21 protein-coding genes and 2 pseudogenes are annotated in these 25,343 nt (G+C 68.3%); 7 read left to right on the forward strand and 16 right to left on the reverse strand.

Translation table 11 applies throughout. From position 1 onward, the window contains the following. Window positions 1–103 precede the first annotated feature (103 nt). The gene (rpsT, locus tag ACE2AC_RS11795) at window positions 104–367 is read right to left on the reverse strand and encodes a 30S ribosomal protein S20 (RefSeq protein WP_375687298.1); all 264 of its coding nucleotides are present in this window, start codon (window positions 365–367) and stop codon (window positions 104–106) included. A gap of 176 nt (window positions 368–543) precedes the next feature. Here rpsT and ACE2AC_RS11800 point away from each other — a divergent pair. Continuing rightward, window positions 544–1,058: pseudogene (locus ACE2AC_RS11800) on the forward strand (winged helix DNA-binding protein). Here ACE2AC_RS11800 and ACE2AC_RS11805 read toward each other — a convergent pair. The 7 genes from ACE2AC_RS11805 to ACE2AC_RS11835 form a co-directional block, all read right to left on the reverse strand. After that, window positions 1,059–1,511 (reverse strand): hypothetical protein, encoded by a 453-nt coding sequence (locus tag ACE2AC_RS11805; RefSeq protein ID WP_375687299.1) that lies wholly within the window; start codon window positions 1,509–1,511, stop codon window positions 1,059–1,061. 86 nt (window positions 1,512–1,597) lie between these two features. Continuing rightward, window positions 1,598–2,221, reverse strand: a complete 624-nt coding sequence (locus tag ACE2AC_RS11810; RefSeq protein ID WP_375687301.1) for a L,D-transpeptidase — start codon at window positions 2,219–2,221, stop codon at window positions 1,598–1,600. Between the two features lie 117 nt (window positions 2,222–2,338). Then, on the reverse strand, window positions 2,339–2,803 hold the full coding sequence (locus ACE2AC_RS11815; RefSeq protein WP_375687302.1) for a DUF3237 domain-containing protein: 465 nt from the start codon (window positions 2,801–2,803) through the stop codon (window positions 2,339–2,341). Between the two features lie 41 nt (window positions 2,804–2,844). After that, window positions 2,845–4,143, reverse strand: a complete 1,299-nt coding sequence (locus ACE2AC_RS11820; protein ID WP_375687304.1) for a TRAP transporter large permease — start codon at window positions 4,141–4,143, stop codon at window positions 2,845–2,847. A gap of 1 nt (window position 4,144) precedes the next feature. Next, a complete protein-coding gene (locus ACE2AC_RS11825; RefSeq protein ID WP_375692100.1) occupies window positions 4,145–4,540 on the reverse strand; it encodes a TRAP transporter small permease in 396 nt (131 codons plus the stop codon). Further along, the gene (locus ACE2AC_RS11830; RefSeq protein WP_375692151.1) at window positions 4,426–4,668 is read right to left on the reverse strand and encodes a hypothetical protein; all 243 of its coding nucleotides are present in this window, start codon (window positions 4,666–4,668) and stop codon (window positions 4,426–4,428) included. Before ACE2AC_RS11830 ends, ACE2AC_RS11825 begins: the two co-directional genes overlap by 115 nt. 145 nt (window positions 4,669–4,813) lie before the next feature. Then, window positions 4,814–5,773, reverse strand: a complete 960-nt coding sequence (locus tag ACE2AC_RS11835; protein ID WP_375687306.1) for a TRAP transporter substrate-binding protein — start codon at window positions 5,771–5,773, stop codon at window positions 4,814–4,816. A gap of 118 nt (window positions 5,774–5,891) precedes the next feature. On the opposite strand from ACE2AC_RS11835, the pseudogene ACE2AC_RS11840 reads away from it, so the two are divergent. After that, window positions 5,892–9,498: pseudogene (locus ACE2AC_RS11840) on the forward strand (hydantoinase B/oxoprolinase family protein). A gap of 154 nt (window positions 9,499–9,652) precedes the next feature. Beyond that, window positions 9,653–10,759, forward strand: a complete 1,107-nt coding sequence (locus tag ACE2AC_RS11845; RefSeq protein ID WP_375687307.1) for an acyltransferase family protein — start codon at window positions 9,653–9,655, stop codon at window positions 10,757–10,759. Here the strand turns inward: ACE2AC_RS11845 and ACE2AC_RS11850 are convergent, their stop codons facing one another. The 4 genes from ACE2AC_RS11850 to ACE2AC_RS11865 form a co-directional block, all read right to left on the reverse strand. After that, entirely contained in the window at window positions 10,760–11,965 is a 1,206-nt protein-coding gene (locus ACE2AC_RS11850) for a DNA recombination protein RmuC (protein WP_375687309.1), read from the reverse strand. Further along, window positions 11,962–13,818 (reverse strand): DNA mismatch repair endonuclease MutL, encoded by a 1,857-nt coding sequence (mutL, locus tag ACE2AC_RS11855; protein ID WP_375687311.1) that lies wholly within the window; start codon window positions 13,816–13,818, stop codon window positions 11,962–11,964. The genes ACE2AC_RS11850 and mutL overlap by 4 nt, the downstream gene beginning before the upstream one ends. A gap of 121 nt (window positions 13,819–13,939) precedes the next feature. Then, window positions 13,940–15,157 carry a urate hydroxylase PuuD gene (locus ACE2AC_RS11860; protein WP_375687313.1) on the reverse strand — a complete coding sequence of 406 codons (1,218 nt, stop codon included), beginning with the start codon at window positions 15,155–15,157 and terminating at the stop codon, window positions 13,940–13,942. A 128-nt stretch (window positions 15,158–15,285) separates the two neighbouring features. Beyond that, entirely contained in the window at window positions 15,286–15,645 is a 360-nt protein-coding gene (locus ACE2AC_RS11865; protein WP_375687314.1) for a VOC family protein, read from the reverse strand. 129 nt (window positions 15,646–15,774) lie between these two features. Here ACE2AC_RS11865 and ACE2AC_RS11870 point away from each other — a divergent pair, with 129 nt between their 5' ends. After that, complete coding sequence (locus ACE2AC_RS11870) at window positions 15,775–16,392, forward strand: trimeric intracellular cation channel family protein (RefSeq protein WP_375687316.1); 618 nt, start codon at window positions 15,775–15,777, stop codon at window positions 16,390–16,392. Between the two features lie 66 nt (window positions 16,393–16,458). On the opposite strand, the gene ACE2AC_RS11875 is transcribed toward ACE2AC_RS11870, so the two are convergent. Continuing rightward, a complete protein-coding gene (locus ACE2AC_RS11875) occupies window positions 16,459–17,808 on the reverse strand; it encodes an ammonium transporter (protein WP_375687318.1) in 1,350 nt (449 codons plus the stop codon). Between the two features lie 25 nt (window positions 17,809–17,833). Continuing rightward, the gene (locus tag ACE2AC_RS11880; protein ID WP_375687320.1) at window positions 17,834–18,172 is read right to left on the reverse strand and encodes a P-II family nitrogen regulator; all 339 of its coding nucleotides are present in this window, start codon (window positions 18,170–18,172) and stop codon (window positions 17,834–17,836) included. Window positions 18,173–18,425: 253 nt separating this feature from the next. On the opposite strand from ACE2AC_RS11880, the gene ACE2AC_RS11885 reads away from it, so the two are divergent. After that, window positions 18,426–20,606 carry a transglycosylase domain-containing protein gene (locus ACE2AC_RS11885; protein ID WP_375687322.1) on the forward strand — a complete coding sequence of 727 codons (2,181 nt, stop codon included), beginning with the start codon at window positions 18,426–18,428 and terminating at the stop codon, window positions 20,604–20,606. Window positions 20,607–20,705: 99 nt separating this feature from the next. Here the strand turns inward: ACE2AC_RS11885 and ACE2AC_RS11890 are convergent, their stop codons facing one another. Together ACE2AC_RS11890 and ACE2AC_RS11895 are read right to left on the reverse strand one after the other, a co-directional pair. Beyond that, on the reverse strand, window positions 20,706–21,311 hold the full coding sequence (locus ACE2AC_RS11890) for a phospholipid-binding protein MlaC (RefSeq protein WP_375687324.1): 606 nt from the start codon (window positions 21,309–21,311) through the stop codon (window positions 20,706–20,708). Continuing rightward, complete coding sequence (locus ACE2AC_RS11895; RefSeq protein WP_375687325.1) at window positions 21,301–22,110, reverse strand: VacJ family lipoprotein; 810 nt, start codon at window positions 22,108–22,110, stop codon at window positions 21,301–21,303. Before ACE2AC_RS11895 ends, ACE2AC_RS11890 begins: the two co-directional genes overlap by 11 nt. A gap of 164 nt (window positions 22,111–22,274) precedes the next feature. Here ACE2AC_RS11895 and ACE2AC_RS11900 point away from each other — a divergent pair, with 164 nt between their 5' ends. Then, window positions 22,275–23,999, forward strand: a complete 1,725-nt coding sequence (locus tag ACE2AC_RS11900) for a type I secretion system permease/ATPase (protein WP_375687326.1) — start codon at window positions 22,275–22,277, stop codon at window positions 23,997–23,999. Beyond that, the gene (locus ACE2AC_RS11905) at window positions 23,996–25,282 is read left to right on the forward strand and encodes an HlyD family type I secretion periplasmic adaptor subunit (protein WP_375687327.1); all 1,287 of its coding nucleotides are present in this window, start codon (window positions 23,996–23,998) and stop codon (window positions 25,280–25,282) included. The genes ACE2AC_RS11900 and ACE2AC_RS11905 overlap by 4 nt, the downstream gene beginning before the upstream one ends. Window positions 25,283–25,343 lie beyond the last annotated feature (61 nt).

Raw genomic sequence — 25,343 nt, forward strand, 5'->3', positions numbered from 1 at the left:
AAAAAGAATCTCCGGCGCGTTGTGGCCGCTGCAACAGCAGCAAAAAAGGCACCGCAAAACGGTGCCTTTCAACTTGCAATGCAGTCCGAAAACGGCGTGGCGATCAGGCGATCGCTTTGACGCGTGCGGACAGGCGCGACATTTTCCGCGCTGCAGTGTTCTTGTGGTAGACCCCCTTGGTCACGCCACGCATCAGCTCGGGCTGGGCGTCGCGCAGGGCGGTCTGGGCGGCAGATTTGTCGCCGGTTGCGATCGCCTGTTCGACCTTCTTGAGGAAGGTGCGAATCCGCGACCGACGTGCCTTGTTCACGGCCAGACGTTGGTCGGCCTGGCGGGCACGTTTCTTGGATTGCGGCGTATTGGCCATGTAAACTCGTCCCGTGTCTGCGGTTCGGTGGAATCTGAAGCCGCGTCTTTAGGCCCGACTCGCTGGCAAGTCAACAGCGGTTTCCCCGGATTCTCGGCTTCCCGCCGATCGTCCCGCCTTCCTTCGCTTTCGTCGGCGTTTCGCCGGTGTTACGCTGACGAGAACAGGAGGATCGCATGACCGCACCCGAGAACCGCCGCATCGTCTCGTCCCGCCATCTCGCCGAGGGCGCGGGCTGGGAGGCGTCCGAGTTCGAGTACGGCCTGATCATCGCCTACAACGCCTTTTCGCGATGGATGGTCAAGTGCATGACCGCCGCCGGAGGCGGAGAGTTGAACGCGCTCGAAATCCTCGTCCTGCACAACGTGAACTCACGCGGGCGGGACAAGCGCCTGACCGACATCTGCTTCCTGCTGAACATCGAGGACACCCACACCGTGAACTACGCCCTGCGCAAGCTGCTCAAGGCCGAGCTGCTGGTGGGGAAAAGCGCGGCAAGGAGGTGTTCTACGCCACCAGCGACAAGGGCGCCGCGCTGTGCGAGGCCTATCGCAAGGTCCGCGCGCAATGCCTCCTCGAGGGGCTGGGGCACATGGACCTTTCGGGCGAGGAGCTGCGCGATATCGCCACCCGGCTGCGCGCGCTTTCGGGCCAGTACGACCAGGCCAGCCGGGCGGCCGCATCGCTTTGATCAGGGGCCGCGTGCGTCCCGCGTGAAAGTGTGCCGCGCCAGCAACCAGACCGCGATGCAGACCGGCAGCAGGCCGATCAGCAGGAACGCGGTGCCCAGAAGGTAGAGATTGCCGAAGCCGGGGATCCGCACGTAAGCGTAGTTCGGATTGTAGAGCGCCCCGATCACCTCGCCCTCGCGCCAGCCGTAGGTCGAGGCACCGTGCCGGGTCCGCATCTCGTGCAGGCGGCCGCGGGAATCGCTGAACCCGAAGGTCGGCCACCAGGTACAGTCCTCGTCATCGCAGCTCTCGACGTTCGCCAGCACCGTCGCCGGCACCATCGCGGCGTTGCGGACGAAGGCCCGGGTGGTGGACAGCTGGTAGGCGCCGAAGACCGCAAAGCCGCCCCCGATGAGCAGGAAAAAGACCGCACCAAGAAAGGTCGGCCAGTCGACCCTGATCGCTCCACTCATCCGCCTCGCCCCCTCCTCCGTTCCGAAGGTAGCAGGTGGCGGGGGATGCCGATAGCGTTCAGGTTGGCCCTACGTCACCTGACAGGTCAGACCGGGTTCAGGCGGGGATAGAGCTTCACCCGCGTTTCCAGCGGCACCTGGTCATAGAGCATCACGATCTGGTCGTTCACCAAGCCCGCGCAACCGTTCGACACCGCGCGTCCGATGGTCGCTGGATCGTCGGTGCCGTGTATCCGCAGGAAGGTGTCGCCCCGCCCCTCCTGAAAGAGGTAGAGCGCCCGCGCACCCAGCGGGTTGCCGGGCCCGCCCGGCATCCCCTCTTCGGCGTATTGCGCGTATTTCTCGGGCTCACGCGCGACCATGTCGGGCGTGGGCGTCCAGGACGGCCACTCCTTGCGCGCGCCGATGTAGAACTCGCCCTCTTCGTAGAGCTGACCGCGCCCGACGCGGATCGGGTACTCCCACGCGGTCCGGTCCGGCATCGTCCAGTAGAGGCGGAACTGGTCGGGAAAGACGTGCACCTCGTAGGGCGTGATCTGGTAGGGCAGCTGCACCAGCGCGGGCGGCGGCACCATCGGCGGCTGTGGCGCGGGTGGCAGGGGCGCGATCATCCCCTCGGGCAGCGGCAGGCTCTGCCCCAGCGCGGCACCGGTCATGGCGGTGGTCGCCGCAAGGCCGAGGCCCCCGGCAAGGACGCGTCTGCGATGCATGGTGTGTCCCTTCGTCTTCGGTCCGTTTCGGGGAAGAACGGGGGTCACGCGCACGGGGTTCCCTGCGCGCACGGATTGGTGAGGGCGGATGGGCCGCCAGGCCACACACGCTGTGCCCTACTCCACCGCGTAAAGCGACACGAACACGCTGGCCGCGCGCCGACCGCCGGTGCCGACAAAGAGCGTCCGGTTCACCCAGTCGTACCGGGCGTCACCGGTTTCCAGCCGCGCCTGCGTGCGCATGTAGTAGTCGGCGGGGTCGACGTCCTCGCCCCGCCCCACGGCGGCGATCACCTCGGCCGGGCCGTGGCGGTAGCCGTAATTGATGATCTCGATCACCGCGCCGTCGTCGGTTTCCATCGCGTAACGGGTGTCGAGCTCGGCCATGCCGCCGTCGAAGATGGTCTGCCAGTCGGCCCCGACATCGAGGATCCGACCGTTCAGCCGGGGCCCAGAAACGGTGCCGCCGACGATGGGGATGATCCGCCTGTGCCCCGCCCGGCCCTGCCCCATCTCGCGGATCGGGTCGAGCGCGACCGTCAGGTCGCAGACATGGGCAAGGCGCGGCGGTGCAATGGTCATGCCCGCCTTGCTAAGCCCTGCCCTGCGTCAAGGCAATTGCCCTAGCGCCCCATCAGTCCCGGCAGCCATGTCACGATGCCCGGGAAGATGGTGATCAGGATCACCCCCAGCACCAGCAGGAAGAAGAACGGCAGCGCCGCCTTGGCCACCCGCAGGATGTCGATCCCCGTCAGCCCCTGGATGACGAAGAGGTTGAAGCCGACCGGCGGGGTGATCTGGCTCATCTCGACGACGATCACCAGGTAGATGCCGAACCACAGCGGGTCGATCCCGGCGGCCGATACCATCGGCATGATGATCGAGGTCGTCAGCACCACGACCGAGATCCCGTCGAGGAAGCAGCCCAGCACCACGAAGAACACAGTCAGGGCCGCCAGCAGCGCCCCCTGGCTCAGCCCCAGCGACCCGATCCAGGCGGCCAGGTTGCGGGGCAACCCGGTGAACCCCATGGCGATCGACAGGAACGCCGCCGCCACCAGGATGAACGCGATCATGCACGAGGTCCGCGTCGCCGACATCAGCGCATCGCCGAAGTTCTTCCAGCCGAAGGCGCCCGAGGCGAAGGCGAGGATCGTCGCCAGCACCACGCCAAGCGCCGCGGCATCCGTCGGGCTGGCGATGCCGGTGTAGATCGACCCGATCACGCCCAGGATCAGCAGCGCGACCGGGATCAGGCGGCGGGCGGCATAGAACTTCTCGCCCCAGGAATGCGACGGCTCGTCGGGGATGTTGGCCGGTTTCAGCCAGGCGTAACCTGCGACATAAAGCCCGAAGAGCGTGACGAGCATCACGCCGGGCAGGATCCCCGCGATGAAGAGCCGCGCGATCGACTGCTCGGTCGCCACGCCATAGACGATCAGGATGATCGAGGGCGGGATCAGCAGGCCCAGCGTGGCCGAGCCAGCCAGCGTGCCGAGGATCATGCTCTCGGGATAGCCGCGCTCCTTGAGTTCCGGCACCGACATGCGGCCGATGGTGGCGGCGGTCGCAGCACTCGACCCCGAGACCGCGGCAAAGATCGCGCAGCCCAGGATATTGACGTGCAGCAGCCTGCCCGGGAACCGGCCGATCCACGGCGCGATGCCCGAGAACATGTCCTGGCTCAGCCGCGACCTGAGCAGGATTTCCCCCATCAGGATGAAGAGCGGCAGGGCGGCGAGTGACCAGGAATGCGAATGCCCCCAGAGCGTGGTCGCCATGACCAGCCCGGCCGGCGCGTTCGAGAAGAAGACGATGGCGACCAGCGCCACGACGATGAGCGCGATGGCGACCCAGACGCCAAGCGCCAACAGCCCGATCAGGACCGCCAGAAGGGTGAGTGCGATGAGCGGATCGGACATCTTACTCCTCCACGCTCTCGGGCAGAACCGGGTGCCCGGCGCGCAGCGTCTCGACCAGCGTGTCCACAAGCGCGACGATCAGCAGACCCATGCCCACAGTCACCGCCGTCTGCGGGATCCACAGCGGAATCGGCACGATGCCCGACGAGGTGTCGCCGTAATGCAGGCTCTCCTGCACCAGCGCGACCAGGAACCAGCCCGCCACGCCGGTCACCGCGATCGCCAGCAGCAGGCAGAACACCTCGGCCGCCAGGGCCAGCGGTCCGGACATCCGCTGCGTGATCAGCGAGACGCGGATGTGTCCCCCATCCGCAGCGTGTAGGCCAGCGCGAAGAACGACGATCCGGCCAGCATGAAGCCCGCGAAATCGGCGTAGGAGGGGATCGTTCCGCCCCAGCCCGGCCCCATCAGGCGGCTGGCGAGGTTCAGCACGATCTGGGCCGAGATCAGCAGGCAGATCCCGAGGATCAGCGCCGCGGCGATCCCGCCCGCCAGTGAATAAAGTCCGTCCAGAAATCGTCGCATGGTGCCCCCGCAGGGTGCGTGCTTGCCACGCACCTTCCGGCGCGTGCCGATCACGCACCGCTCGTCCCGTAACCCGCCGCCAGCGGTGCGTGACAAGCACGCACCCTACGGCATCGGGGCGAGGTTTCCCCGCCCCGCACCACGATTACTGCTGGTAGGCCGCGAGCGCGCCCTTGGCGTCATCGCTGGCCTTCGACTGCCAGTTCTCCAGCATCGTCGCACCGATCCCCTGCAGGCCTTCGACCAGCTCCGGGCTCGGCTCGTAGACGGTGATGCCGTTGTCGGCCAGTTCCTTGACCTTCGCCTCGGTCTCGGCCTTCGACATCTCGATCCCGCGGGCCTGCGCGGCCTCGGCGGCGGCCAGGACGGCCTCTTGCACGGCCGGGTCCAGCCCGTCGAACACGCGCTTGTTCACGACCACGATGTTCTTCGGCACCCAGGCGTTGATCGGGGTGTAGTGGCTCAGGAAGTCCCAGGCCTTGGAGTTCGCGCCGGTGGAGGGCGAGGTGATCATCGCCTCGACCTGGCCGGTGGAGAACGCCTGCGGAATATCGGGCGCCTCGACCTGCACCGGGGCGGCGCCCGCGAGGGTGGCGAACTCTTCCAGCGCGGCGTTGTAGGCGCGGAATCGGAGGCCGTTCAGGTCATCGACCGTCTTGATCTCTTTCTTGGTGTAGAGACCCTGTGCCGGCCACGGAACCGAGAAGAGCGGCATCAGGCTCTGTTCGGCCAGCAGCTTCTCGATCGCCGGCTTCTGCGCATCCCAGAGCTTGGCCGCGTCGTCGTAGGAGGTGGCGAGGAAAGGCTGGCTGTCCATGCCGAAGGCGAGGTCCTCGTTCGCCAGCGTCGACAGGAAGAACTCGCCGATCGGGACCTGCCGGGAACGGACGGCGTTCTTGATCTCGCCGTGCGGGAAGAGCGAGCCGGCGGAATGCACCGTGATCTCGAGCCCGCCATCGGTGGCGGCTTTCACCTCGTCCGCGAACTCGCGGATGTTCTGCGTGTGGAACGTGGAATCGCCGTAGGGTGTCGGCATGTCCCAGCTTTCGGCCAGGACAGGCGTGGCCGCCATCATCGCGGCCAGGGGAATGGCAAAGCGTAGCATTTGGTAGGCTCCCTGTTTGGTTTGGTCACTTCGTTTATATTACGTTGACAAATTGACAACGTCCTGAGAGTTTCGCAAGCGATTTCTTCATCACCTTTCTTACGGAGGCGCAGGTAGGATGAACGGCAGCACGGAAAAGTGGCAGTTCTGGGTGGATCGCGGCGGCACTTTCACCGATCTCGTCGGGCGCGCGCCGGATGGCAGTCTGCACACGACGAAGCTGCTGTCCGAGAAACCTGAAAGCTACGCCGACGCCGCCATCGAGGGGATTCGCCGTCTGATGGGGGTCGCCGCCTTTCCGAAAGGCGGGATCGACGCGGTGAAGATGGGCACCACAGTCGCTACCAATGCGCTCCTTGAGCGCAAGGGCACGCCGACGCTGCTGATGATCACCGAGGGCTTTGCCGACCTCCTGCGCATCGGCACCCAGGCGCGCCCGCGCCTCTTCGACCTGCACATCCGCCTGCCTGAAGCCATCTATGCCCGCGTCGCCGAGCTGCCCGAGCGGCTGGCCGCGGACGGCACCGTACTGAAGCCGCTGGACGAGGACGCGACCCGCGCCGCGCTGCAATCCGCCCATGACGACGGCCTGCGTTCGGTCGCCATCGCCGGGATGCACGGCTACCTCAACCCGGACCACGAGAAACGCGCGGCCGAGATCGCGCGCGAGGTCGGGTTCACCCAGGTCACGCCGTCGCACGAGGCCTCGGCGCTCATCAAGCTGGTGTCGCGCGGGGACACCGCCGTGGTCGACGCCTACCTCTCCCCCGTCCTGCGGCGCTATGTCGACCAGGTGGCCGGCGCGCTCGACCTCGGGCCGGGGGGGCCTGCGAACGGCTGTTCTTCATGCAAAGCTCTGGCGGGCTGACCGACGCCAGCCTCTTCCAGGGGCGCGACGCGATCCTTTCGGGCCCAGCAGGCGGCGTCGTCGGCATGGTCCGCACCGCCGAGGCGGCAGGCTTCGACAATCTCATCGGCTTCGACATGGGCGGCACCTCGACCGATGTCTGCCACTACGCGGGCAGCTATGAACGCAGCTTCGAAACCGAGGTCGCGGGCACGCGGATGCGCGCGCCGATGATGCATATCCATACGGTTGCGGCGGGTGGCGGCTCGATCCTCAACTTCCGCGAAGGCCGCTACCAGGTCGGGCCGGAAAGTGCAGGCGCCGATCCCGGCCCCGCCTGCTATCGCCGCGGTGGGCCGCTGACGGTGACCGATTGCAACGTGATGCTGGGCAAGCTGTCTCCGAAGCACTTCCCGCCGGTCTTCGGCCCGGAGGGCGATCAGCCGCTCGACGCCGAGGTGGTGCGCGAAAAGTTCGAGGCGCTGGCTCAGGAGATCGCGGACGCCACCGGCAACGCGCCCCTGACCGCCGAGGAGACCGCCGAGGGCTTCCTGAAGATCGCCGTCCAGAACATGGCGCAGGCGATCAAGAAGATCAGCGTCGAGCGCGGCTACGACGTCACCCGCTACACGCTCAACTGTTTTGGCGGCGCGGGGGGCAGCATGCCTGCCTCGTGGCCGATGCCCTTGGGATGACGTCGGTTTTCGTACATCCATACGCTGGCGTCCTGTCTGCCTTTGGCATGGGTCTCGCCGACATCCGCGCCACGCGCGAGGCGCAGTTCGGCCAGACGCTGGACGCCACGGACACGGCGACCGCGCAGGTCGCGGACATGGCCGAAAGCGCCAAGGCCGAGGTCGCCAAGCAGGGCATCGCCGAGGCCGAGATCCGCACCGAATCCCGCGCCCACCTGCGCTACCGAGGTTCACACCAGACGCTGGAGGTGCCCTTCGGCGCCCCCGACGAGATGCAGCGAGCCTTCAACGATCTGCACAAACTGCGTTTCGGCTTCGCCGCCCCCGACCGGGAGCTCCTGATCGAAATGCTGGCGGTCGAGGCCATCGGCGCCACCGACGACGCCACTGCCCCCGCGCCGCAGGGCCATACGCAACCGGATGCGATCGACACCCTTCCCGTCACCATGAACGGCGCGGCGCATGACGTGCCGCTCTACGACCGCGACACCCTCTCCGCCGGTGCCCGGGTGAAGGGCCCCGCGATCATCACCGAATCCACCGGCACCAACGTGATCGAACCCGGCTGGTCCGCCCGCATCGACGACGCGGGCAACCTGATCCTCGACCGGACCGAGGCGCGGCAGGGCGAACATGCGCTCGGCACCCAGGCCGATCCGATCCTTCTCGAGGTGTTCAACAACCTCTTCATGTCGATCGCGGAACAGATGGGCGCAACGTTGAAGAATACCGCCTACTCGGTCAACATCAAGGAAAGGCTCGACTTTTCCTGCGCTCTATTCGACGGGGAAGGCAACCTCGTCGCGAACGCGCCGCACGTGCCGGTGCACCTCGGCTCCATGTCCGACTCGGTCCGCACCGTCGCCCGCCTGAACGCGGGCAACATCCAGCCCGGCGACAGCTACATGCTGAACAACCCGTTCAACGGCGGCACCCACCTGCCCGACGTGACGGTCATCACCCCTGTCTTCGACCGCGCGGGCGCCGAGATCCTCTTCTGGGTCGGCTCGCGCGGCCACCATGCCGACATCGGCGGCCGCACCCCCGGCTCCGCCCCGCCCGACTCGAGCCACATCGAGGACGAGGGCGTCGTGATCGACAACTTCCTCCTCGTGCGCGACGGCACCCTGCGCGAGGCCGAGACGCGCGCGCTGCTGGCCTCGGGCCGCTACCCCTGCCGCAACCCGAACGACAACCTCGCCGACCTCGAGGCGCAGGTGGCGGCCAACGCCACCGGCATCACCGAGGTCAACCGCATGATCGACACCTTCGGGCGCGACACCGTGCTGGCCTACATGGCGCACGTCCAGAACAATGCGGAGGCGTCTGTTCGCCAGGTCATCGGTTCGCTCAAGGACGGCGACTGCACCTATCCGCTGGATGACGGATCGCAGATCAGGGTGAAAATCACCGTCGACCAGCAGGCCGGCGAAGCCACGCTCGACTTCACCGGGACGAGCGACCAGCACCCGATGAACTACAACGCGCCCCGGTCGATCACGATGGCGGTGACGCTCTACGTCTTCCGGACGCTGGTCGGCCGAGACATCCCGATGAACGAGGGTTGCCTGAAACCGCTGCGCCTGCTCCTGCCCGAGGGGACGATGATCAACCCGGTGCACCCGGCCGCCGTGATCTCGGGCAATACCGAGGTCAGCCAGGCCATCGCCGACTGCCTGTTCGGCGCCCTCGGGGTGATCGCCGGGTCGCAGGGCACGATGAACAACTTCGTCTGGGGGAACGAGCGTTTCCAGAACTACGAAACCATCGCCGGCGGCACCGGCGCGGGCCCGGGGTTCGATGGCGCGTCCGGCGTGCACAGCCACATGACGAACACGCTGATGACCGACCCCGAGGTGCTCGAGACGCGCTTCCCCGTGCGGGTCGATCACTTCTCGCTCCGCACCGGCTCGGGCGGGAACGGCGAATGGCACGGCGGCGACGGCGTGCACCGTGTGGTGCGATTTCTCGAGGACGTGACCGTCACGACCCTGTCGTCGCACCGTGAGGTCCCGCCGCCGGGCGGCGGCGACGGGCAGCCGGGGTCCACGGGCCAAAACGCCGTGCTGCGCGCCGACGGGACGCGCGAGGTTGTGCCGGGCAACTCGGAAAACGCGCTGAAGGCCGGCGACGCCTTCGAGATGCTGACGCCGGGCGGCGGCGGCTGGGGGCGCCCGGGCTGACACCCGGCCCCATCACCGCCGGCGCATCGGAATTGCCCCGCGCCGCAGCACCCAGTCCCGCCGCGCGTCGCTGAGCGTGGCGGGCTTTCCGCATCACGCCCTCCCGCGTTGACAGGCTGCGCCATGTAACCCACGCTGGGCCAAAGCGATTTTCATGACGGGACCGGGCGTGACGACATCGGACCGACGGCATTTCCACAGCATAGATATCCTCCGCTTCGCGGCGGCGCTGATGGTGATGCTGAACCATTTCGGCACCTACCTGCCGTCCACGCCAGCCTCGGCCCCCGGTGCGCCCGACGTGGCCTTTTCCTGGTTCGCCCCCTTCGTCGGGCCCGGCGCGGTCGGGGTCGAGGTGTTCTTTGTCATCTCGGGCTTCGTCATCGCGATGAGCGCAGAGGGTCGCGCCGGCCTGTCCGGTGCACGTCTCTTCACGCTCGCGCGGCTACGGCGGCTGGTCCCGGCGCTCTGGCTGTCGGCCCTCATCGCCGGGGCCGTGCTGCTCTGGTCGGGACAGTCCCTGCGACCGGTGGCGCTGTGGCTCGCCAACTCGATGGTGCTGTCGCCAAAGGGGCCCTATGTCGACGGTGTCGTCTGGACGCTGGTGGTCGAGGCGATGTTCTACCTCCTCGTGGCGGTGATGATCCTGTCGCCGGAACGGCTGACCCTGCAGCGCGTGGCGCTGGCCCTCGGCGCGGTCAGCACCGTCTACCTGGTGGTCTTTGCCTCCGCGATCCTGCGGCAGGACGAGGCGCTGGCGGCGCTGCTGAACCGCTTTCCCTTCAAGGTGTTCCTGCTGCGGCACGGGGTGTTCTTTGCCATCGGCATGCTGCTCTGGCGACAGATGCGGGACCGCCGGCGCTCACCGGCGCTGCCCGTCCTCGTCGTCATGGGCCTGGTCGAGATATGGATCGGCCTGCACGGCGATACGCCCCGCGCATTGGCGGCCATGGCGCTCTGGACCGGCGGCCTGGGCTGGCTCGTGCTCTCGATGCGCTGGTCCGTGCCCGCCCGGCTGCACGGCATCGCGCGCTACCTCGGCGGGCTGAGCTACACGCTCTACCTCAACCACTACACGCTGGGGATGATCCTCACCTGGGCGCTGTTCCGGACCGGCGTCGAGGGTGTGACCGCCTGCGCCATCGCGCTCGGCGGCGTCCTTCTTGTCAGCCACCTTGTCCTGATGGCCGAGACCCGGATCCGCGCCGCGCTCACCGCCCGCCGGGACCGGCGGCCCGAGGCCCCGGCGCCCGCGCGCTGATCATTCGCCCGGCAGCCGGACGACCTGCGCGTCCTCGGGCGCCAGTTCCTCGAAATCGAAATTGTCGAGCCGCGCGGCGCGCTTGCCCGCCCGTTCGGCCGCGGTGCCGATGCCGTCGACATCCTCACGCGCTTGCCGGAAATGGGTCTGCAGCTTGCCGACCCGTTCCGACACGATCTCGACGTCGCGGTGCAGCAGCTTCAGCATGTTTCGGATCGCACCCGCCTGTTCCCGCATCCGCGCGTCCTTGAGGATCGCGCGCATCGTGTTCAGCGTCGCCATGCAGGTGGTGGGCGACACGATCCAGACCCGCGCGGCGAAGCCCTCGCGCACCAGGTCGCCGAAATTGGCGTGCAGCTCGGCATAGACCGCCTCGGACGGCAGGAACATCAGCGCGCCATCCGCCGTCTCGCCCTCGACGATGTAGCGCTCCGAGATCGCCTTGATGTGGGCCTTGACCGAGGTCCGGAACGCCTGTGGCGCCCCCGGCTCACCGGCACGCAGCTTTTCGTAGGCCTCGAGCGGGAACTTCGCGTCGATCACGATCGGCCCCGGGGGTTGAGGCAGGTGGATCAGGCAGTCCGCCCGCTTGCCGTTCGACAGCGTGGCCTGCAGCGTGAAGCTGTCCGAGGGCAGCGCCTTGCCGACGATGTCGTTGAGCTGGATCTCTCCGAAGGCGCCGCGCGTTTGCTTGTTCGACAAGATGTCCTGCAGCGACAGCACGTCGCCCGAAAGACGGGTGATATTCTCCTGCGCCCGGTCGATGACCTTCAGCCGTTCCTGAAGCTCGGTCAGCGACTTCGTCGTCTTCTCGGACCCGCCGCGGAGCTGCTCGTTCATCTTCTCCTGCATCTCGGAGAGTGCTCGCGCGGACTTCATCGCGTTCTCGTGCAGGCGGTCGTTCATCTGGCTCTGCACCGCCGCCAGCCGCGTCTCCATCGCCTGCAGCACCTGCGTCTGGCCGTTGGCCTGCGCGTTCGACACGGTGGTCAGACCGCCCGCCAACTGCTCCTGCCCGCGGTGCAGCCCCTCGATCGTGCGGCCCATCTGGTCGAGCTGGTAGATCAGGGGATCGGTCGCGGTGCGGGACGCGCGGATCGCCATCACCAGCAGGATCAGGATCAGCGCCACCACCCCGGCTGCCACGAGGGCACCGATCATTATGGGGTCGCTGAATGCGTAGCTCTGTCCACCGATCTCGATCATGTCCGTCCGAAAAGCCTTTCGATGTCCTTCAACTGCAGCTCCACGTAAGTGGGCCGCCCGTGGTTGCACTGCCCCGAATGCGGGGTCACCTCCATCTCTCGCAGGAGCGCGTTCATCTCCTCGGCCCGCATCCTGCGGCCCGAGCGGATCGAGCCGTGGCAGGCCATCCGGCTGAGGATCGCGTCCACCTGCGCCTTGAGCGTGCCGCTGTCGCCCTCGTCGTCCAGCTCGTCGAGGATATCGCGCAGCATCGCCTCGGCGTTCACCTCGCCCAGGATCGCAGGCGTCTCGCGCACCGCCACGGCGTTGCCCCCGAAGGGTTCCAGCGTCAGGCCGAAGCGCGACAGCGCGTCGGCATGGTCGAGCAGCAGCGCCCGGTCGCCCGAGGACAGCTCCACGATCTCGGGGATCAGCAGGGCCTGCGCGGCAACGCCGGTCTGCTCCATCTGGCGCTTGAGCTTTTCATAGACCAGCCGTTCATGCGCGGCGTGCTGGTCGACGATGACCATGCCGCGTTCGGTCTGGGCGATGATGTAGTTCTCGTGCACCTGCCCCCGTGCCGCCCCCAGCGGATGCGATTCCAGCGGCACCTCGGCCACGGGTTCGGGCGCATGATCGACGCGGGCGGTCGGGGCGGCGTCGAAGCTTTCAAAAACCGCCGGGGCCTCGCGGAAGGCCGGCGCCTGCGCGGTGTAGGCGGTCGAGATCGCGCCGCGCGACGGCCGGTCCATCTGGTAGACGCGCGGCTGCGCCGGTTCCGACGTGAAGGCCCCCAGCGTCGCGCCCGACACGGTCGAGGAGGTCCGGTGCCCGTTCTCGGCCAGCGCGTGCCGCAGGCCCGAGACGATCAGCCCCCGCGCCGCGCCGGGATCGCGGAACCGCACCTCGGACTTTGCCGGGTGCACGTTCACGTCGACCAGGTGCGGATCACAGTTGAGGAACAGCGCCGCCGCCGGGTGGCGGTCGCGGCTGAGCAGGTCGGTGTAGGCCGCGCGGAGCGACCCGGTCAGCATCCGGTCCCGCACCGGGCGTCCGTTGACGAAAAGGTACTGGGCCACCGCCGCGCCGCGCGAATAGGTCGGCAGGCCCGCGAAGCCGGTCATGTGCAGCCCCTCGCGCTCCGCCTCGACGGGAATCGCGTTCTGGATGAAGTCGCGGCCAAGGACCGAGGAGAGCCGGGCCGACAGCGCCTCGAACAGGTCGCCCTGTTCGGCGTCGGCGCGAAAGACCTCGCGATCGTCGCCGTCGCGGGCCTGTTTCAGCACGAAGGTCACGAAGGGTTCGGTCATCGCCAGCCGGCGGATCGTGTCGGTCACCGCCTGCGCCTCGGCCCGGTCGGTGCGCAGGAACTTGAGCCGGGCGGGCGTTGCAAAGAAGAGATCGCGCAGCTCGACCGTGGTGCCGGGACCAAGCGCCGCCGGCTTCACCTCGGACATCCGCCCGCCGGTGACGCTGATCTCGGCCGCGTCCTCGCCCGCCACGCGCGAGGTGATCCTGAGCCGTCCGACCGCGCCCAGCGACGGCAGCGCCTCGCCCCGGAAGCCAAAGGTGTGGATGTCGAGGAGGTCCGAGCCGTCGATCTTCGACGTCGCGTGCCGGGCCAGCGCCAGCGGCAGGTCACTGGCCGGGATGCCGCAGCCGTCGTCGGCCACGCGGATCAGGGTCTTGCCGCCGTCGGCGATGGTCACCGTGATCCGGCGCGCGCCCGCGTCGATGGCGTTCTCGACCAGTTCCTTCACGGCAGACGCGGGGCGTTCCACCACCTCGCCCGCCGCGATCCGGTTGATCGCCGCCTCGTCGAGCTGGCGGATTTGCGGGCGGTCGGCGCTTATGTTGCGGGTCGGGCTGTTCATCCTACCAGACCTAGCATGGGCGGGTTGATTCTGGAACGTGGAGTTCAAGGATGAAGGAACGCGTGGACGGGCGCAATGTTCTTTTTATGTTCTACGGCAATGGTGGGGGTGAAACCCCGCCCTACAGGGCGCCTTCGTACCAGGCGACGATCTTGGCCCGCTCCGCGTCCTCGATGAACGACAGGTTCGCGGGCGGCATGGCATGGCTGATCCCGGCCTGCAGGTAGATCTCGCGCGCTGCCTTGGCGATCTGGGCCTCGGTCTCGAGCCGCACGCCCTTGGGCGGCCAGAGCAGCCCCTCCCACGCCGGTTCCGCCGCGTGGCACATGGAGCAGCGGCCCAGCACGATGTCATGCACCTCGTCGAACCCCTCGGCCTCGGCAAAGCGCAGGGCGGGCCCGGTCGCCTCCTCGGGCTCGTCGCCCATGAACATCGGCGCGGTCGACAGCCACATGATCACGATGAAGATCACCGCCGTCACCGCCCAGGTCCAGTAGGGCGTGCCCTTGCGCGCGTGCATCGAGTTGAAGAAATGCCGGATCGTCACACCCATCAGGAACACCAGGCTGGCAATGATCCAGGTGTACTCCGTGGCAAAGGCCAGCGGGTAGTGGTTCGACAGCATCATGAAGATGACGGGCAGGGTCAGGTAGTTGTTGTGGGTCGACCGCTGCTTGGCGATCTTGCCGTACTTGGCATCCGGGATGCGCCCCGCCTTGAGGTCCGCCACCACGATCCGCTGGTTCGGCATGATCACGAAAAAGACGTTCGCCGTCATGATCGTCGCCGTGAAGGCACCGAGGTGCAGCATCGCCGCCCGACCCGAGAAGACATGGGTGTAGAACCACGCCAGCCCCACGAGGATGACGTAGAGCGCGATCATCAGCCGGGTGTTGTCGTCGCCGAACTTCGACTTGCAGATCCAGTCATAGGCCAGCCAGCCCAGCACCAGTGACCCCGCCGAGATGCCGATCGCCTGCCAGATGTTGAGGTCCATGACCGCCGGGTCGATCAGGTAGAACTCGGCTCCGAGGTAGTAGACCAGGAACAGCAGCGCAAAGCCCGAGAGCCAGGTCGAATAGCTCTCCCATTTGAACCAGACGAGGTCGTCGGGCATCTTGTCCGGCGCGACCAGGTATTTCTGGATGTGGTAGAACCCGCCGCCGTGCACCTGCCATTCGTCGCCATCCGCCCCCGAGGGCAGGTTGCGGTCGCGGTGCAGCCCGAGGTCGAGGGCGATGAAGTAGAACGAAGAGCCGATCCAGGCGATCGCGGTGATCACGTGGGTCCAGCGCACGGCAAACTCCAGCCAGGCGCCGATGGCGGCGAAATCGTACATGAACTGTCCCTCGGTCTGTTTCAGGGAATCCTAGACCCGCGCCCGACCCGCCGCAACGAAATGCAGGTCCGTCGCCGCGCCGGGTGGCACGCGTGCCGCACCGCTGCCGCGCAGGCGCGCGCCGGTCGTCAACCGGGCGGCTGCCAGAGCTCGATCGGGTTGCCCTCGGGGTCGTGAATCCGGGCGAAGCGGCCGGTCTCGGGCGTGTCCCAGTCGGCGCGGGTTTCGGCGGTGATGCCCGCGGCAGTCAACTGGGCCAGCATCGCGTCCAGGTCGGCGACGCGGAAATTGATCATCCATTGCTGGCTGTCGCGGCTGAAATAGTCGGTGTCGGCCGGGAACGGGGCAAAGACCGTGCCGCCCGCCTGCTGCTGCCAGAGCGCCTCGGAAATCGGGTCTATGCCGAGGTGATCGCGATACCAGGCCGCCAGCCCCTCGGGGTCGCGTGCGCGAAAGAACACCCCGCCGATTCCCGTCACCTTCTGCATGATCCGTCCTCCCCGGCCTGCCCGATCATGCCACAGCCGGGTCCTCGCGGTCGACCGCGCCATTCCCGGCGGCGCGGCGTCCGGCTACTCTGCCCCCTGCCCGACCCCAGACAGCCGAAAGGTTTCTCGATGCCGCCCCTTCTCTTCACCGATGCCTTCGACCTTGCCGGAACATTCGTCTTTGCGCTCAGCGGCGCGATGCTGGCGGTGCGCCGACAGCTCGACATCTTCGGGGTACTGGTGCTGGCCGCCGCGGTCGGGATCGCCGGCGGCATCCTGCGCGACGTCCTGCTGGGCGACACGCCGCCGGCGGCGATCCGCGACACGCGCTACATCCTCGCCGCGCTGGCCGGCGGGGTCGTCGTGTTCTTTGTCCACCCGCTGATCGAACGGCTGGGCAAGCCGGTGATGGTGCTGGACGCCGCGGGCCTTGGCCTCTTTGCGATCACGGGCTGCGCCAAGGCGCTGACCTACGATCTGACACCCCTGGCCGCGATGCTGATCGGCGTGCTCAGCGCGGTTGGCGGCGGCGCCCTGCGCGACATCCTGGTGGCCGAGGTGCCGCGCGTGCTGCGCGAGGATGTCTATGCCCTGGCCGCCCTGCTGGGCGCGGGGCTCTTCGCCATCGGGGTGGAGCTTGGCGGCAACGAGCTGGCGCTGGCGCTTGCCGGCATCGCGCTGACGGTCGTGGTCCGTGTCGTCAGCGTGCAGCGCGGCTGGCACGCACCGCGGGCCAGGGGCAGCTAGGTGGACACGAAAAAGCCCGGGCGCGAACGCCCGGGCCAGTGTTACAGGACTGATTGGAAGGAGGTATCAGCCCTTTGCAAATTCCGGGTAGGCCTCCATGCCCAGCTCGGCCATGTCGAGACCCATGATCTCGTCTTCCTCGCTGACCCGCAGGCCCATGATGGCCTTCAGGATGAACCAAACCACGGCCGAGGAGACGACAACGAAGATGCCGACCACGATGATGCCGTAGAGCTGCGCACCCAGCGAAGCGTCCGCGTTGGTGAAGACCACGGCGATGGTGCCCCAGATGCCGCAGATCAGGTGGACCGGGATCGCGCCGACCACGTCGTCGATCTTCAGCTTGTCGAGCATCGGGACCGCGAGGACGACCAGGACGCCGCCGATCATGCCGATGATGGTGGCTGCGCCCAGCGACGGGGTCAGCGGTTCCGCGGTGATCGACACCAGGCCGGCCAGGGCGCCGTTCAGCACCATGGTGAGATCCGGTTTCTTGTAGAGGATCTGCGTCAGGATCAGCGCTGCGATGGCACCGCCGGCAGCCGCCGTGTTGGTGTTCGAGAAGATCCGCGACACGTCGGCCACGTCACCCACCGAACCCATGGCCAGCTGCGAGCCGCCGTTGAAGCCGAACCAGCCGAGCCACAGGATGAACGTCCCGAGGGTCGCCAGGGTCAGGTTGGAACCCGGGAACGGCACGACGCGGCCATCCACGTAGCGGCCGATGCGCGGCCCGAGGATGATGGCGCCGGTCAGAGCGGCCCAGCCACCGACCGAGTGCACGACGGTCGAACCGGCGAAGTCGAGGAAGCCCGCTTCGTCCAGGAAGCCGCCGCCCCATTTCCACGACGCCTGCAGCGGGTAGATGACCGCGGTCAGGATGATGGTGAAGACGAGGAACGGCCACAGCTTGATGCGCTCGGCCAGGGTGCCCGACACGATCGAGGCGGTGGCGGCGCAGAACATCAGCTGGAAGAAGAAGTCCGAACCGGTGGCGGCATAGGCCAGGTCGTCCGCATCAGCCGGTGCGACACCGACCGCTTCGAGGACACCGGGGCCCCAGACGCCCGACAGGATGCCGTCGATCGACCAGGTGCCGAGCGGGTACATCAGGTTGTAGCCGATCAGGTAGTAGAAGATCGACGCCAGGCCGAAGAGCGCGACGTTCTTGGTCAACTGCATGGCCACGTTCTTGGAGCGGACGAGGCCCGCTTCGAGCATGGCAAAGCCGGCGGCCATGAAGAACACCAGGAAGCCGCCGATCAGGAACAGCAGCGAGTTCAGGATAAAGACGGTCTGCTCGGACACGGCGCCCGCGTCGGGTGCCTCGGCAGCCGCCTCTTGGGCCAGGCCCAGGCTCGGCGCCGCGACCAGCGCGGCCGCGAGGCCCAGTTTCATCCAGGTTTTGGTTTGCATCTGTTTCATTCCCCTGTCCGTGCGATCACAGTGCGTCTTCGTTCGTCTCGCCGGTCCGGACCCGGACGGCTTGCGAGATGTCGAGAACGAAGATCTTGCCGTCGCCGATCTTGCCGGTCTTGGCGGTGGCGGTGATGGTCTCGACGACCTGGTCGGCCATGGCCGCGCTCACCGCGATTTCAAGCTTGATCTTGGGCACGAAGTTCACGGCGTACTCTGCGCCGCGATAGATCTCCGTATGCCCGGATTGAGAGCCGAAGCCCTTGATTTCAGTCACCATCATGCCGCGCACGCCGATTTCGGTCAGCGCTTCGCGGACCTCCTCCAGCTTGAACGGTTTGATCGTTGCAATGATGAGTTTCACTGTGATCCCCTTCCTAGTCGCGGGCGCTCCCCGCCGTTCGCAGTGGCAGATAAGCCGCCGGTCCGGTGGAGTCGGAAGGTTGGAGGGCACAAACCGCAGGCATTTCACGAAATTGCGCCCAACAATTAGGCGCTATGCAAAAGTTGCATAAAAATTGTGCATATGAAAAACCCGTGACACCCTGCTTCGGCCTCTACAAGGACCCCGCTCCGCTGTAGTATGGCCGGCAACGAAAAATGCCGGGCAGAGCAGCATGAGTGACAGCAAAAAAGGCAGACCGCTGGTCGCGGACCGGCGGTATCCGACGAAATCGGGCAAGACCGCGGCGAGCGCGAAGAAACCGAAATCCGGTGGCTCCGGCAAGGGCGGCCGGACGACGACCGCGCGCAAGTCGACGGCCCGGCGCAAGCCGCAGCGCAAGCGCAACGTGATCGTCGCGGCCTTTCTCGGCATGGCCTACTGGATCTGGCGCGTGCTCTGGGGCTTCACCTGGCGCATGGGCGCGATCACCGTCCTGATCATTCTGGGCCTGTCCGCCTATGTCGCCGCGACCCTGCCCCCGGTGGACGACATGCTGGACGGCCGCGCCCGCGGCTCTGTCACGATGCTCGACCGCGACGGCAAGGTCTTTGCCTGGCGCGGCGACCAGTTCGGCGGCGTCGTGACGGCACAGTCGGTGTCGCCCAACCTCAAGAACGCCATCGTCGCGACCGAGGACAAGCGCTTCTATTCCCACTTCGGCGTCTCGCCGCGCGGCATCGCCAGCGCCATCGCCATCAACCTGCGCGAAGGCCGCGGCCCGCTGCAGGGCCACGGCGGCTCGACCATCACGCAGCAGACCGCCAAGCTGCTGTGCCTCGGCGTGCCCTACGACCCGGCCGTGTGGAAGACCGAGGCCGACTACGAGGCCGACTGCCGCCGCACCACCCTGTGGCGCAAGGCGAAAGAGGCCGTCTTTGCCGTCGGCATGGAGATGAAGTACTCCAAGGACGAAATCCTCGCGATCTACATGAACCGCGCCTACCTCGGCGAAGGCACCCGCGGCTTCGAGGCCGCCAGCCAGCGCTACTTCGGCAAGTCGGCGGCCAACGTGAACCCGGCCGAGGCGGCGATGCTCGCCGGCCTGCTGGTCGCCCCGACTCGCTACGCGCCCACCAACAACCTCGAACGCTCGCGCAACCGCGCCAACATCATCATCGGCCTGATGGAAGAGCAGGACTACATCTCGACCGCCGAGGCGGACGCCGCCCGCGCCAATCCCGCCGGCCTCAGCCAGGCCGCGCAGGAACAGGCCGGCGGCTACTTTGCCGACTGGGTGATGGCGTCCGGCCCGGAATTCCTGACCCGCAAGACGACCGAGGACGTGATCATCGCGACCACCCTCGACCAGCGAATCCAGAAGGCGGCCGAGGACGCGATGAAGTCGGTCTTCGAGGAAAAGCTCAAGGACGGCTCAAAGGTGCAGGCCGCCATCGTGGTGATGAGCTCGGACGGCGCCGTGCGCGGCATGGTCGGCGGCCGCAAGACCAAGGTCTCGGGCGCGTTCAACCGCGCGACCCAGGCGCTGCGGCAGACCGGGTCGTCGTTCAAGCCCTTCGTCTACGCCGCCGCGCTCGACCTCGGGCATTCGCCGCTGGCCACGGTCGAGGACACGCCGCTCACCATCAACATTCCCGGCTCCGGCCCCTGGAGCCCCGACAACTACGACCACAAGTTCCGCGGCACGGTCACGCTGACCGATGCGCTGCGCAACTCCCTCAACATCCCCGCCGTGCGCGTGGCCGAGGCCGTCGGCCTCGACAACGTCCGCCGCATCGCCAGCGATTTCGGCATCGACAGCGACCTTGCACAGGGTCCGGCGCTGGCGCTCGGCGTGTCCGAAAGCACGCTGATCGAGATGGTCGGCGCCTATGCCGGCATCCTCAACGGCGGCTCCTCGGTAACGCCCTACGGGCTGACCACGCTGACGCTGCAGGGCGAAACCGAACCGCTGATGGAGGTCGACACCGGCATCGGCGAACGGGTCATCACCGAACCCGCCGCGCGCGAACTGACCTGGATGATGAAACAGGTCGTCGACGGCGGCACCGGCCACCGGGCGCGAATCGACGGGCTCGAGGTCGCGGGCAAGACCGGCACGACCCAGGCCGCGCGGGACGCGTGGTTCGTCGGCTTCTCGGCCGATTACGTTGCCGGGGTCTGGATGGGATACGACGACAACACGCCGCTCACCGGCGTCACCGGCGCGGGCCTGCCGGCCGAGATCTGGCGCGAGACGATGCTGCGCGTCCACGACGGGCTGGAGCGTCATCCGCTGCCGGTGCTGGAACCCACGCCAGCCCAGCCGATGCCCGGCACCCAGGCGCCGACCGCGGCGCGCCAGAACGACAACCCGATCGAACGGGCGCTGAAGAACCTGTTCGGGCTGTATTGATCGCCATTGTGTCCGGGGTGGGGTGGAACCCCACCCCACGGTGGGATCACCCTCGCTCGCGACGTTGGGCGGGGTTTGCCCCGCCCCGTCGCAGGTGCCTCAGCCGGCGCGTTGCAGCGCCGCGGTGAGCCTGCGGATGTCGCCGCCGTTCTGATCCAGCATGGCGCCAATCTCGGTCCGCTCGGACAGGCGCATCGACACGCCCTCGATGAACATGTCGAAGAACAGCGGCTTGCCCGACCGGTCCGACACGAAGAACCGCACCTCGAACGGCGCCTCGTTCTTCAGGATCGCCATGCCCGACACCTCGTGCCAGGTCTTGACCGGCTGCACGCCGGTCAGCTCGATCTTGCCGCCGATGAACTCGCGGAACCGCTTGCCGTACTTGCGGCCGATGTAGCCGCGGAAGGCCTGCGTGTAGGCATTCAGCTCGGCCTCGCTGAACCGGCGCGCATCCGGCCCGAGGACCGAGCGCGCGATGATGTTCACGTCGGCGTAGCGGGCAAAGATGTTCTCGAAATCCTTGATCATCGCCGCCTCGGACTTGCCCGAGGCGATGACCGCGTTGATGTCGCCGACCAGCTTTTCGACCGTGGCGCGGGCCGACTGATCGCTCAGCGCGAAGAGCGGGCGCGCGAACCCGGCCGCAAAGCCGATCCCGGCCAGGCCCAGCACGATGGCGCGACGGGTCGGTCTATTCCGCATAGGGATCGTCGTAGGGGTCGGCATAGGCGTCGCTTGCTCCGTAGGGATCGTCGTAGGCGTCGGACGCCCCCGACGCGCCGCCACTCAGCTGGTAACGGCGCTGTTGCAGGTAGGTGTTGCGCAGCTGCGCATAGGGATCGGCGCTGCCGTAGAGCACGCTGTCGACGGTCTCGGCATAGCGGCCGCGCTTGCCGACCCGGTCCAGCACGCCGGACGCGGTGCCGGCATAGCGTTCCGGCGCGGGGATGACATACCCCAGCGGGTTGAGGAAGAGGTCGCCGACCTTGCCGGCCACGTCGCGTTCTGTGCTGGGGCCGAGGACCGGCAGCTGGACATAGGCCCCCTCGGCAAAGCGCCAGAAATGCAGGGTCTCGCCGAAATCGGTCTCACGCGCGGGGACGCCCATCATCGCCGCCACGTCCACCAGCCCGAGCAGGCCGACCGTGGAGTTCAGCGCGAAGCGGAAGGTGTTCACCGCCGCGTCCTCGGCATTCATCTGCAGGACGTCGTTCACGACGTAGCCGGGCGTCGAAAAGTTGGTCCGGAAACTGCCGATGCTTTCCTGCATCGCCGGCGGCACCGTGTCGGCATAGGCGACCGAGACCGGGCGCAGCAGAGCCGTATCGGTGCGCTTGGTGCCCTCGAGAATACGGCGGTTCACCGCCTCGTAGGGGTCGTTGATGGTGCCGGGGGCGGGATCGACATCGCCCGAACAGGCGGCGAGGGCGGCGGTTAATCCCGCGATAATCAGAATCCGCGATACCGTACCGGGGCGAAGGAGGGAGCTGGGGCTCGGCAAGAGAGGACCTTTCGGGCTTCCAATGTGTGCGCTTCAGACCCGCCACGACCCATCCGCCGCCTTTGGCAGAGCGTCGCGACTTCACCGGGGCGGCGCGCCGTGGCGAACAATACAACCCATATATTCACGTCAGGTGACCGGGTTGCAAGGCGACGGGGCACGCTATGGGGCGAAGTGACGCTTACGACACCGCGGGCCATGCCGAATTGCGCGCCGCTCTGCGCCCTGCCCGCCCCCTGTTCTGTGCCGTCGCGGTCTTCGGGCTGGCCGCGAACCTGCTGCTGCTGACCGGACCGCTCTACATGCTGCAGGTCTATGACCGGGTGCTGGTCTCGGGCTCGGTCGAGACGCTGGTGGCGCTGTCGCTGATCGCCGTCTTCCTCTTTGCCGTGATGGGCATGCTCGATCACGCCCGCGCCCGCATCCTCGCCCGCGTCGGCGCGCAGGTGCAGGCCCGGCTGGCACGCCGGACCTTTGGCGCGGCCCTCGCGCGGGAAGGCCCGGGCGGCGAGGGCCTGCGCGACCTCGACGCCATCGCACGCTTCCTGGCCTCGGCCGCGCCGCTGGCGCTGATCGACCTGCCGTGGACACCTCTGTTCCTGGTCCTGATCGTGATGCTGCATCCGTGGCTGGGGGCTCTGGCCCTGGCGGGCGCCGCGCTGCTGATCCTGCTGGCCGTCCTGCACCGCCATGTCACCCGCGCCCCGCACGCCGCGCTGCTGCAGGCCACCAGGCGCGCCGACGCCCGCGCGGCCGAAGTCCTCGAGGCCGCGCCGCTGGTCCGCGCCATGGGGATGCAGGATGCCGCCTGTGACCGCTGGCTTGCGGCGCTGGACGAGGCGGGGTCGGCACGCCGCCACGGCAGCGACTGCTCCGGCGGGATCGCGGCGGTGACCCGCACCACGCGGCTGATCCTGCAATCGGCGATGATCGGATTGGGCGCCTTGCTGGTCCTGCGCGGGGCGCTGTCGCCGGGGGTAATGATCGCCTGTTCGGTGCTGCTCGGCCGGGCACTCGCGCCCGTCGAACAGGCGATCGCGCAGTGGCCACTGGCACAGGATGCCGCCGCCGGGTGGCGCGGCCTGTCCCGGCTCTTGTCCGAGGCGCCCGAGGCGCCGCCGCCGATGGCCCTGCCCCGACCCACGGGGCACCTGTCGGTCACGGGCCTCCGTGCCGACCGGCCGCTTGGCGGTCAGGCGCTGCTCGACGGGGTGTCGTTTGCCCTGCAGCCGGGCCAGGCGCTCGGCATTATCGGGCCGTCAGGAAGCGGGAAATCGACCCTGTGCCGGGCGATTTCGGGTGCTGGCACCCTATCCGCCGGTATGGTCCGTCTTGGCGGCGCCACCCGGGTCCAGTTCGGCGCGGCGGACTGGGGCCGCCATGTCGGCTACCTGCCGCAGCGGGTCGCGCTCTTTTCCGGCACGCTGGCGCAGAACATCGCCCGGATGCAGGCCGACCCCGACCCGGGCGCGGTGATCGCCGCCGCACGGGCGGCCGGGGCGCACGCGATGATCCTGGCCCTGCCGGGCGGCTACGACACGCCGCTCACCGCCGAAGGCGCCCCGCTGTCCGGCGGCCAGATCCAGCGCATCGGCCTGGCGCGGGCACTCTTCGGTGATCCGGTGCTGCTGATCCTCGACGAAGCGAACGCCAGCCTCGACGCCGAGGGCAGCGCGGCGCTGAACCACGCGATCCGGGCGCACAAGGCGCGGGGCGGCGTGGCGCTGATCACCGCGCAACGCCCGGCCGCGATCCGCGAATGCGACCTGTTGCTGCGGCTCGACAACGGCACCGCCACGGCCTTCGGCCCGGCCGAGGCGGTGCTGCGCGGCCATGTCGTCAACCATCGCCAGATCCTGCAGGCAGCGGTCCGGGGGCAGGACGCATGACCGCCCCTTCGGCCCGCAGCGCGGTCCTGTCGGGCGTCTTGGCGCTGGCGCTCCTGGTCGGCGGCTTCGGCGCCTGGGCCGCATTGTCGTCGCTCACCGGCGCCGTGGTCGCGCCCGGACGGGTCGAGGTTGCCCGCAACCGGCAGGAGGTGCAGCATCCCGACGGCGGCCGCGTCACCGCCCTCGCCGTGGCCGAGGGCGATGCCGTCCGCGCGGGGCAGGTGCTCCTCCGCCTCGATGCGGATGCGGCACGGACCGAACACGCCATCGTCGAGGCGCACCTGTGGGACGCGCTGGCCGAACGCGCCCGGCTGGAGGCAGAGCGGGACGATGCCGAAAGCCCCGTGTTCGACCCTGTTCTCGCTGCCGCCGCCGCGCGGGACCTGCAGGTCGCCGCGCTGCTCGACGGGCAGCGCCGCCTCTTTGCCACCCGGCGCGACGGCCACGCGCGCGAGGCGGCGCAGCTCCGCCTGCAGCGCCGCCAGATCGCGGCCGAGGTCGCGGGGATCGAGGCGCTGCGCCGCGCCGTCGTCACCCAGGCCGCGCTGATCGCCCGCGAACGCGCGGCGCAGCAGGCCCTGCTCGACCGCGGGCTGGCACAGGCCGCGCGGGTGCTGGCGCTGGAGCGCGAAGCCGCCCGCCTGGCCGGATCGGACGGCGAACTCGCCGCCGACCGTGCCCGGGCCGAAACCCGGCAGGGCGCCATCGACCTTGCCCTGCTCCGCCTCGACACGGCCCGGCGCGAGGCCGCGGAAACTGCGCTGCGAGGGGTGCAGCCGCGGGTGCTGGAACTGGCCGAACGCCGCCGGGCGCTGCGCGATCGCATCGGGCGCGCCGAGGTTCGCGCGCCGGTCGCGGGAGTTGTCCATGCCCTGCAGGTGCACGGCCCCGGCGCCGTGATCCGCCCGGCCGAGACACTGATGCTGCTTGTTCCCCGCGACCGCCCGCTGATCGTGACCGCGCGGGTGCCGCCCGCCGCCATCGACCATGTCCACCCCGGCCAGCCCGTCACCCTGCACCGCACCGCCGCCGGGCGCGGGGCCGGCGGGCTGTCGGGCGTCGTCACCAAGGTCTCGGCCGATGCCTTCTCCGACGAGGCCGGGCGCAGCTTCTTCCGGGTCGAGATCGTGCCGACCCTCAACGCCCCGTCGCCGGACGCAGCGGCCGCCCTGCGCCCGGGCATGCCGGTCGAGGCCTTCATCGCCACCGGCACGCGCAGTCCACTCTCCTACCTCGCGGCGCCACTGGCCGATGCGCTCAGGCGCAGCCTGCGCGAAAGCTGACGCATGGCGGCTTTTGCGGTTGCAATCCGCCGCGTGGCGTCTAGCGTCCGGGTCAAATTGC

The organism is Pseudooceanicola sp. LIPI14-2-Ac024 (genome assembly GCF_042188925.1).
Taxonomy (GTDB): domain Bacteria; phylum Pseudomonadota; class Alphaproteobacteria; order Rhodobacterales; family Rhodobacteraceae; genus Pseudooceanicola.

Coding starts and splice junctions, on each gene's coding strand:
- rpsT (WP_375687298.1), bottom strand. CDS start 367: ATGGCCAATACGCCGCAATCCAAGAAACGTGCCCGCCAGGCCGACCAA.
- ACE2AC_RS11805 (WP_375687299.1), bottom strand. CDS start 1,511: ATGAGTGGAGCGATCAGGGTCGACTGGCCGACCTTTCTTGGTGCGGTC.
- ACE2AC_RS11810 (WP_375687301.1), bottom strand. CDS start 2,221: ATGCATCGCAGACGCGTCCTTGCCGGGGGCCTCGGCCTTGCGGCGACC.
- ACE2AC_RS11815 (WP_375687302.1), bottom strand. CDS start 2,803: ATGACCATTGCACCGCCGCGCCTTGCCCATGTCTGCGACCTGACGGTC.
- ACE2AC_RS11820 (WP_375687304.1), bottom strand. CDS start 4,143: ATGTCCGATCCGCTCATCGCACTCACCCTTCTGGCGGTCCTGATCGGG.
- ACE2AC_RS11830 (WP_375692151.1), bottom strand. CDS start 4,668: ATGCGACGATTTCTGGACGGACTTTATTCACTGGCGGGCGGGATCGCC.
- ACE2AC_RS11835 (WP_375687306.1), bottom strand. CDS start 5,773: ATGCTACGCTTTGCCATTCCCCTGGCCGCGATGATGGCGGCCACGCCT.
- ACE2AC_RS11845 (WP_375687307.1), top strand. CDS start 9,653: ATGACGGGACCGGGCGTGACGACATCGGACCGACGGCATTTCCACAGC.
- ACE2AC_RS11850 (WP_375687309.1), bottom strand. CDS start 11,965: ATGATCGAGATCGGTGGACAGAGCTACGCATTCAGCGACCCCATAATG.
- mutL (WP_375687311.1), bottom strand. CDS start 13,818: ATGAACAGCCCGACCCGCAACATAAGCGCCGACCGCCCGCAAATCCGC.
- ACE2AC_RS11860 (WP_375687313.1), bottom strand. CDS start 15,157: ATGTACGATTTCGCCGCCATCGGCGCCTGGCTGGAGTTTGCCGTGCGC.
- ACE2AC_RS11865 (WP_375687314.1), bottom strand. CDS start 15,645: ATGCAGAAGGTGACGGGAATCGGCGGGGTGTTCTTTCGCGCACGCGAC.
- ACE2AC_RS11870 (WP_375687316.1), top strand. CDS start 15,775: ATGCCGCCCCTTCTCTTCACCGATGCCTTCGACCTTGCCGGAACATTC.
- ACE2AC_RS11875 (WP_375687318.1), bottom strand. CDS start 17,808: ATGCAAACCAAAACCTGGATGAAACTGGGCCTCGCGGCCGCGCTGGTC.
- ACE2AC_RS11885 (WP_375687322.1), top strand. CDS start 18,426: ATGAGTGACAGCAAAAAAGGCAGACCGCTGGTCGCGGACCGGCGGTAT.
- ACE2AC_RS11890 (WP_375687324.1), bottom strand. CDS start 21,311: ATGCGGAATAGACCGACCCGTCGCGCCATCGTGCTGGGCCTGGCCGGG.
- ACE2AC_RS11900 (WP_375687326.1), top strand. CDS start 22,275: ATGGGGCGAAGTGACGCTTACGACACCGCGGGCCATGCCGAATTGCGC.
- ACE2AC_RS11905 (WP_375687327.1), top strand. CDS start 23,996: ATGACCGCCCCTTCGGCCCGCAGCGCGGTCCTGTCGGGCGTCTTGGCG.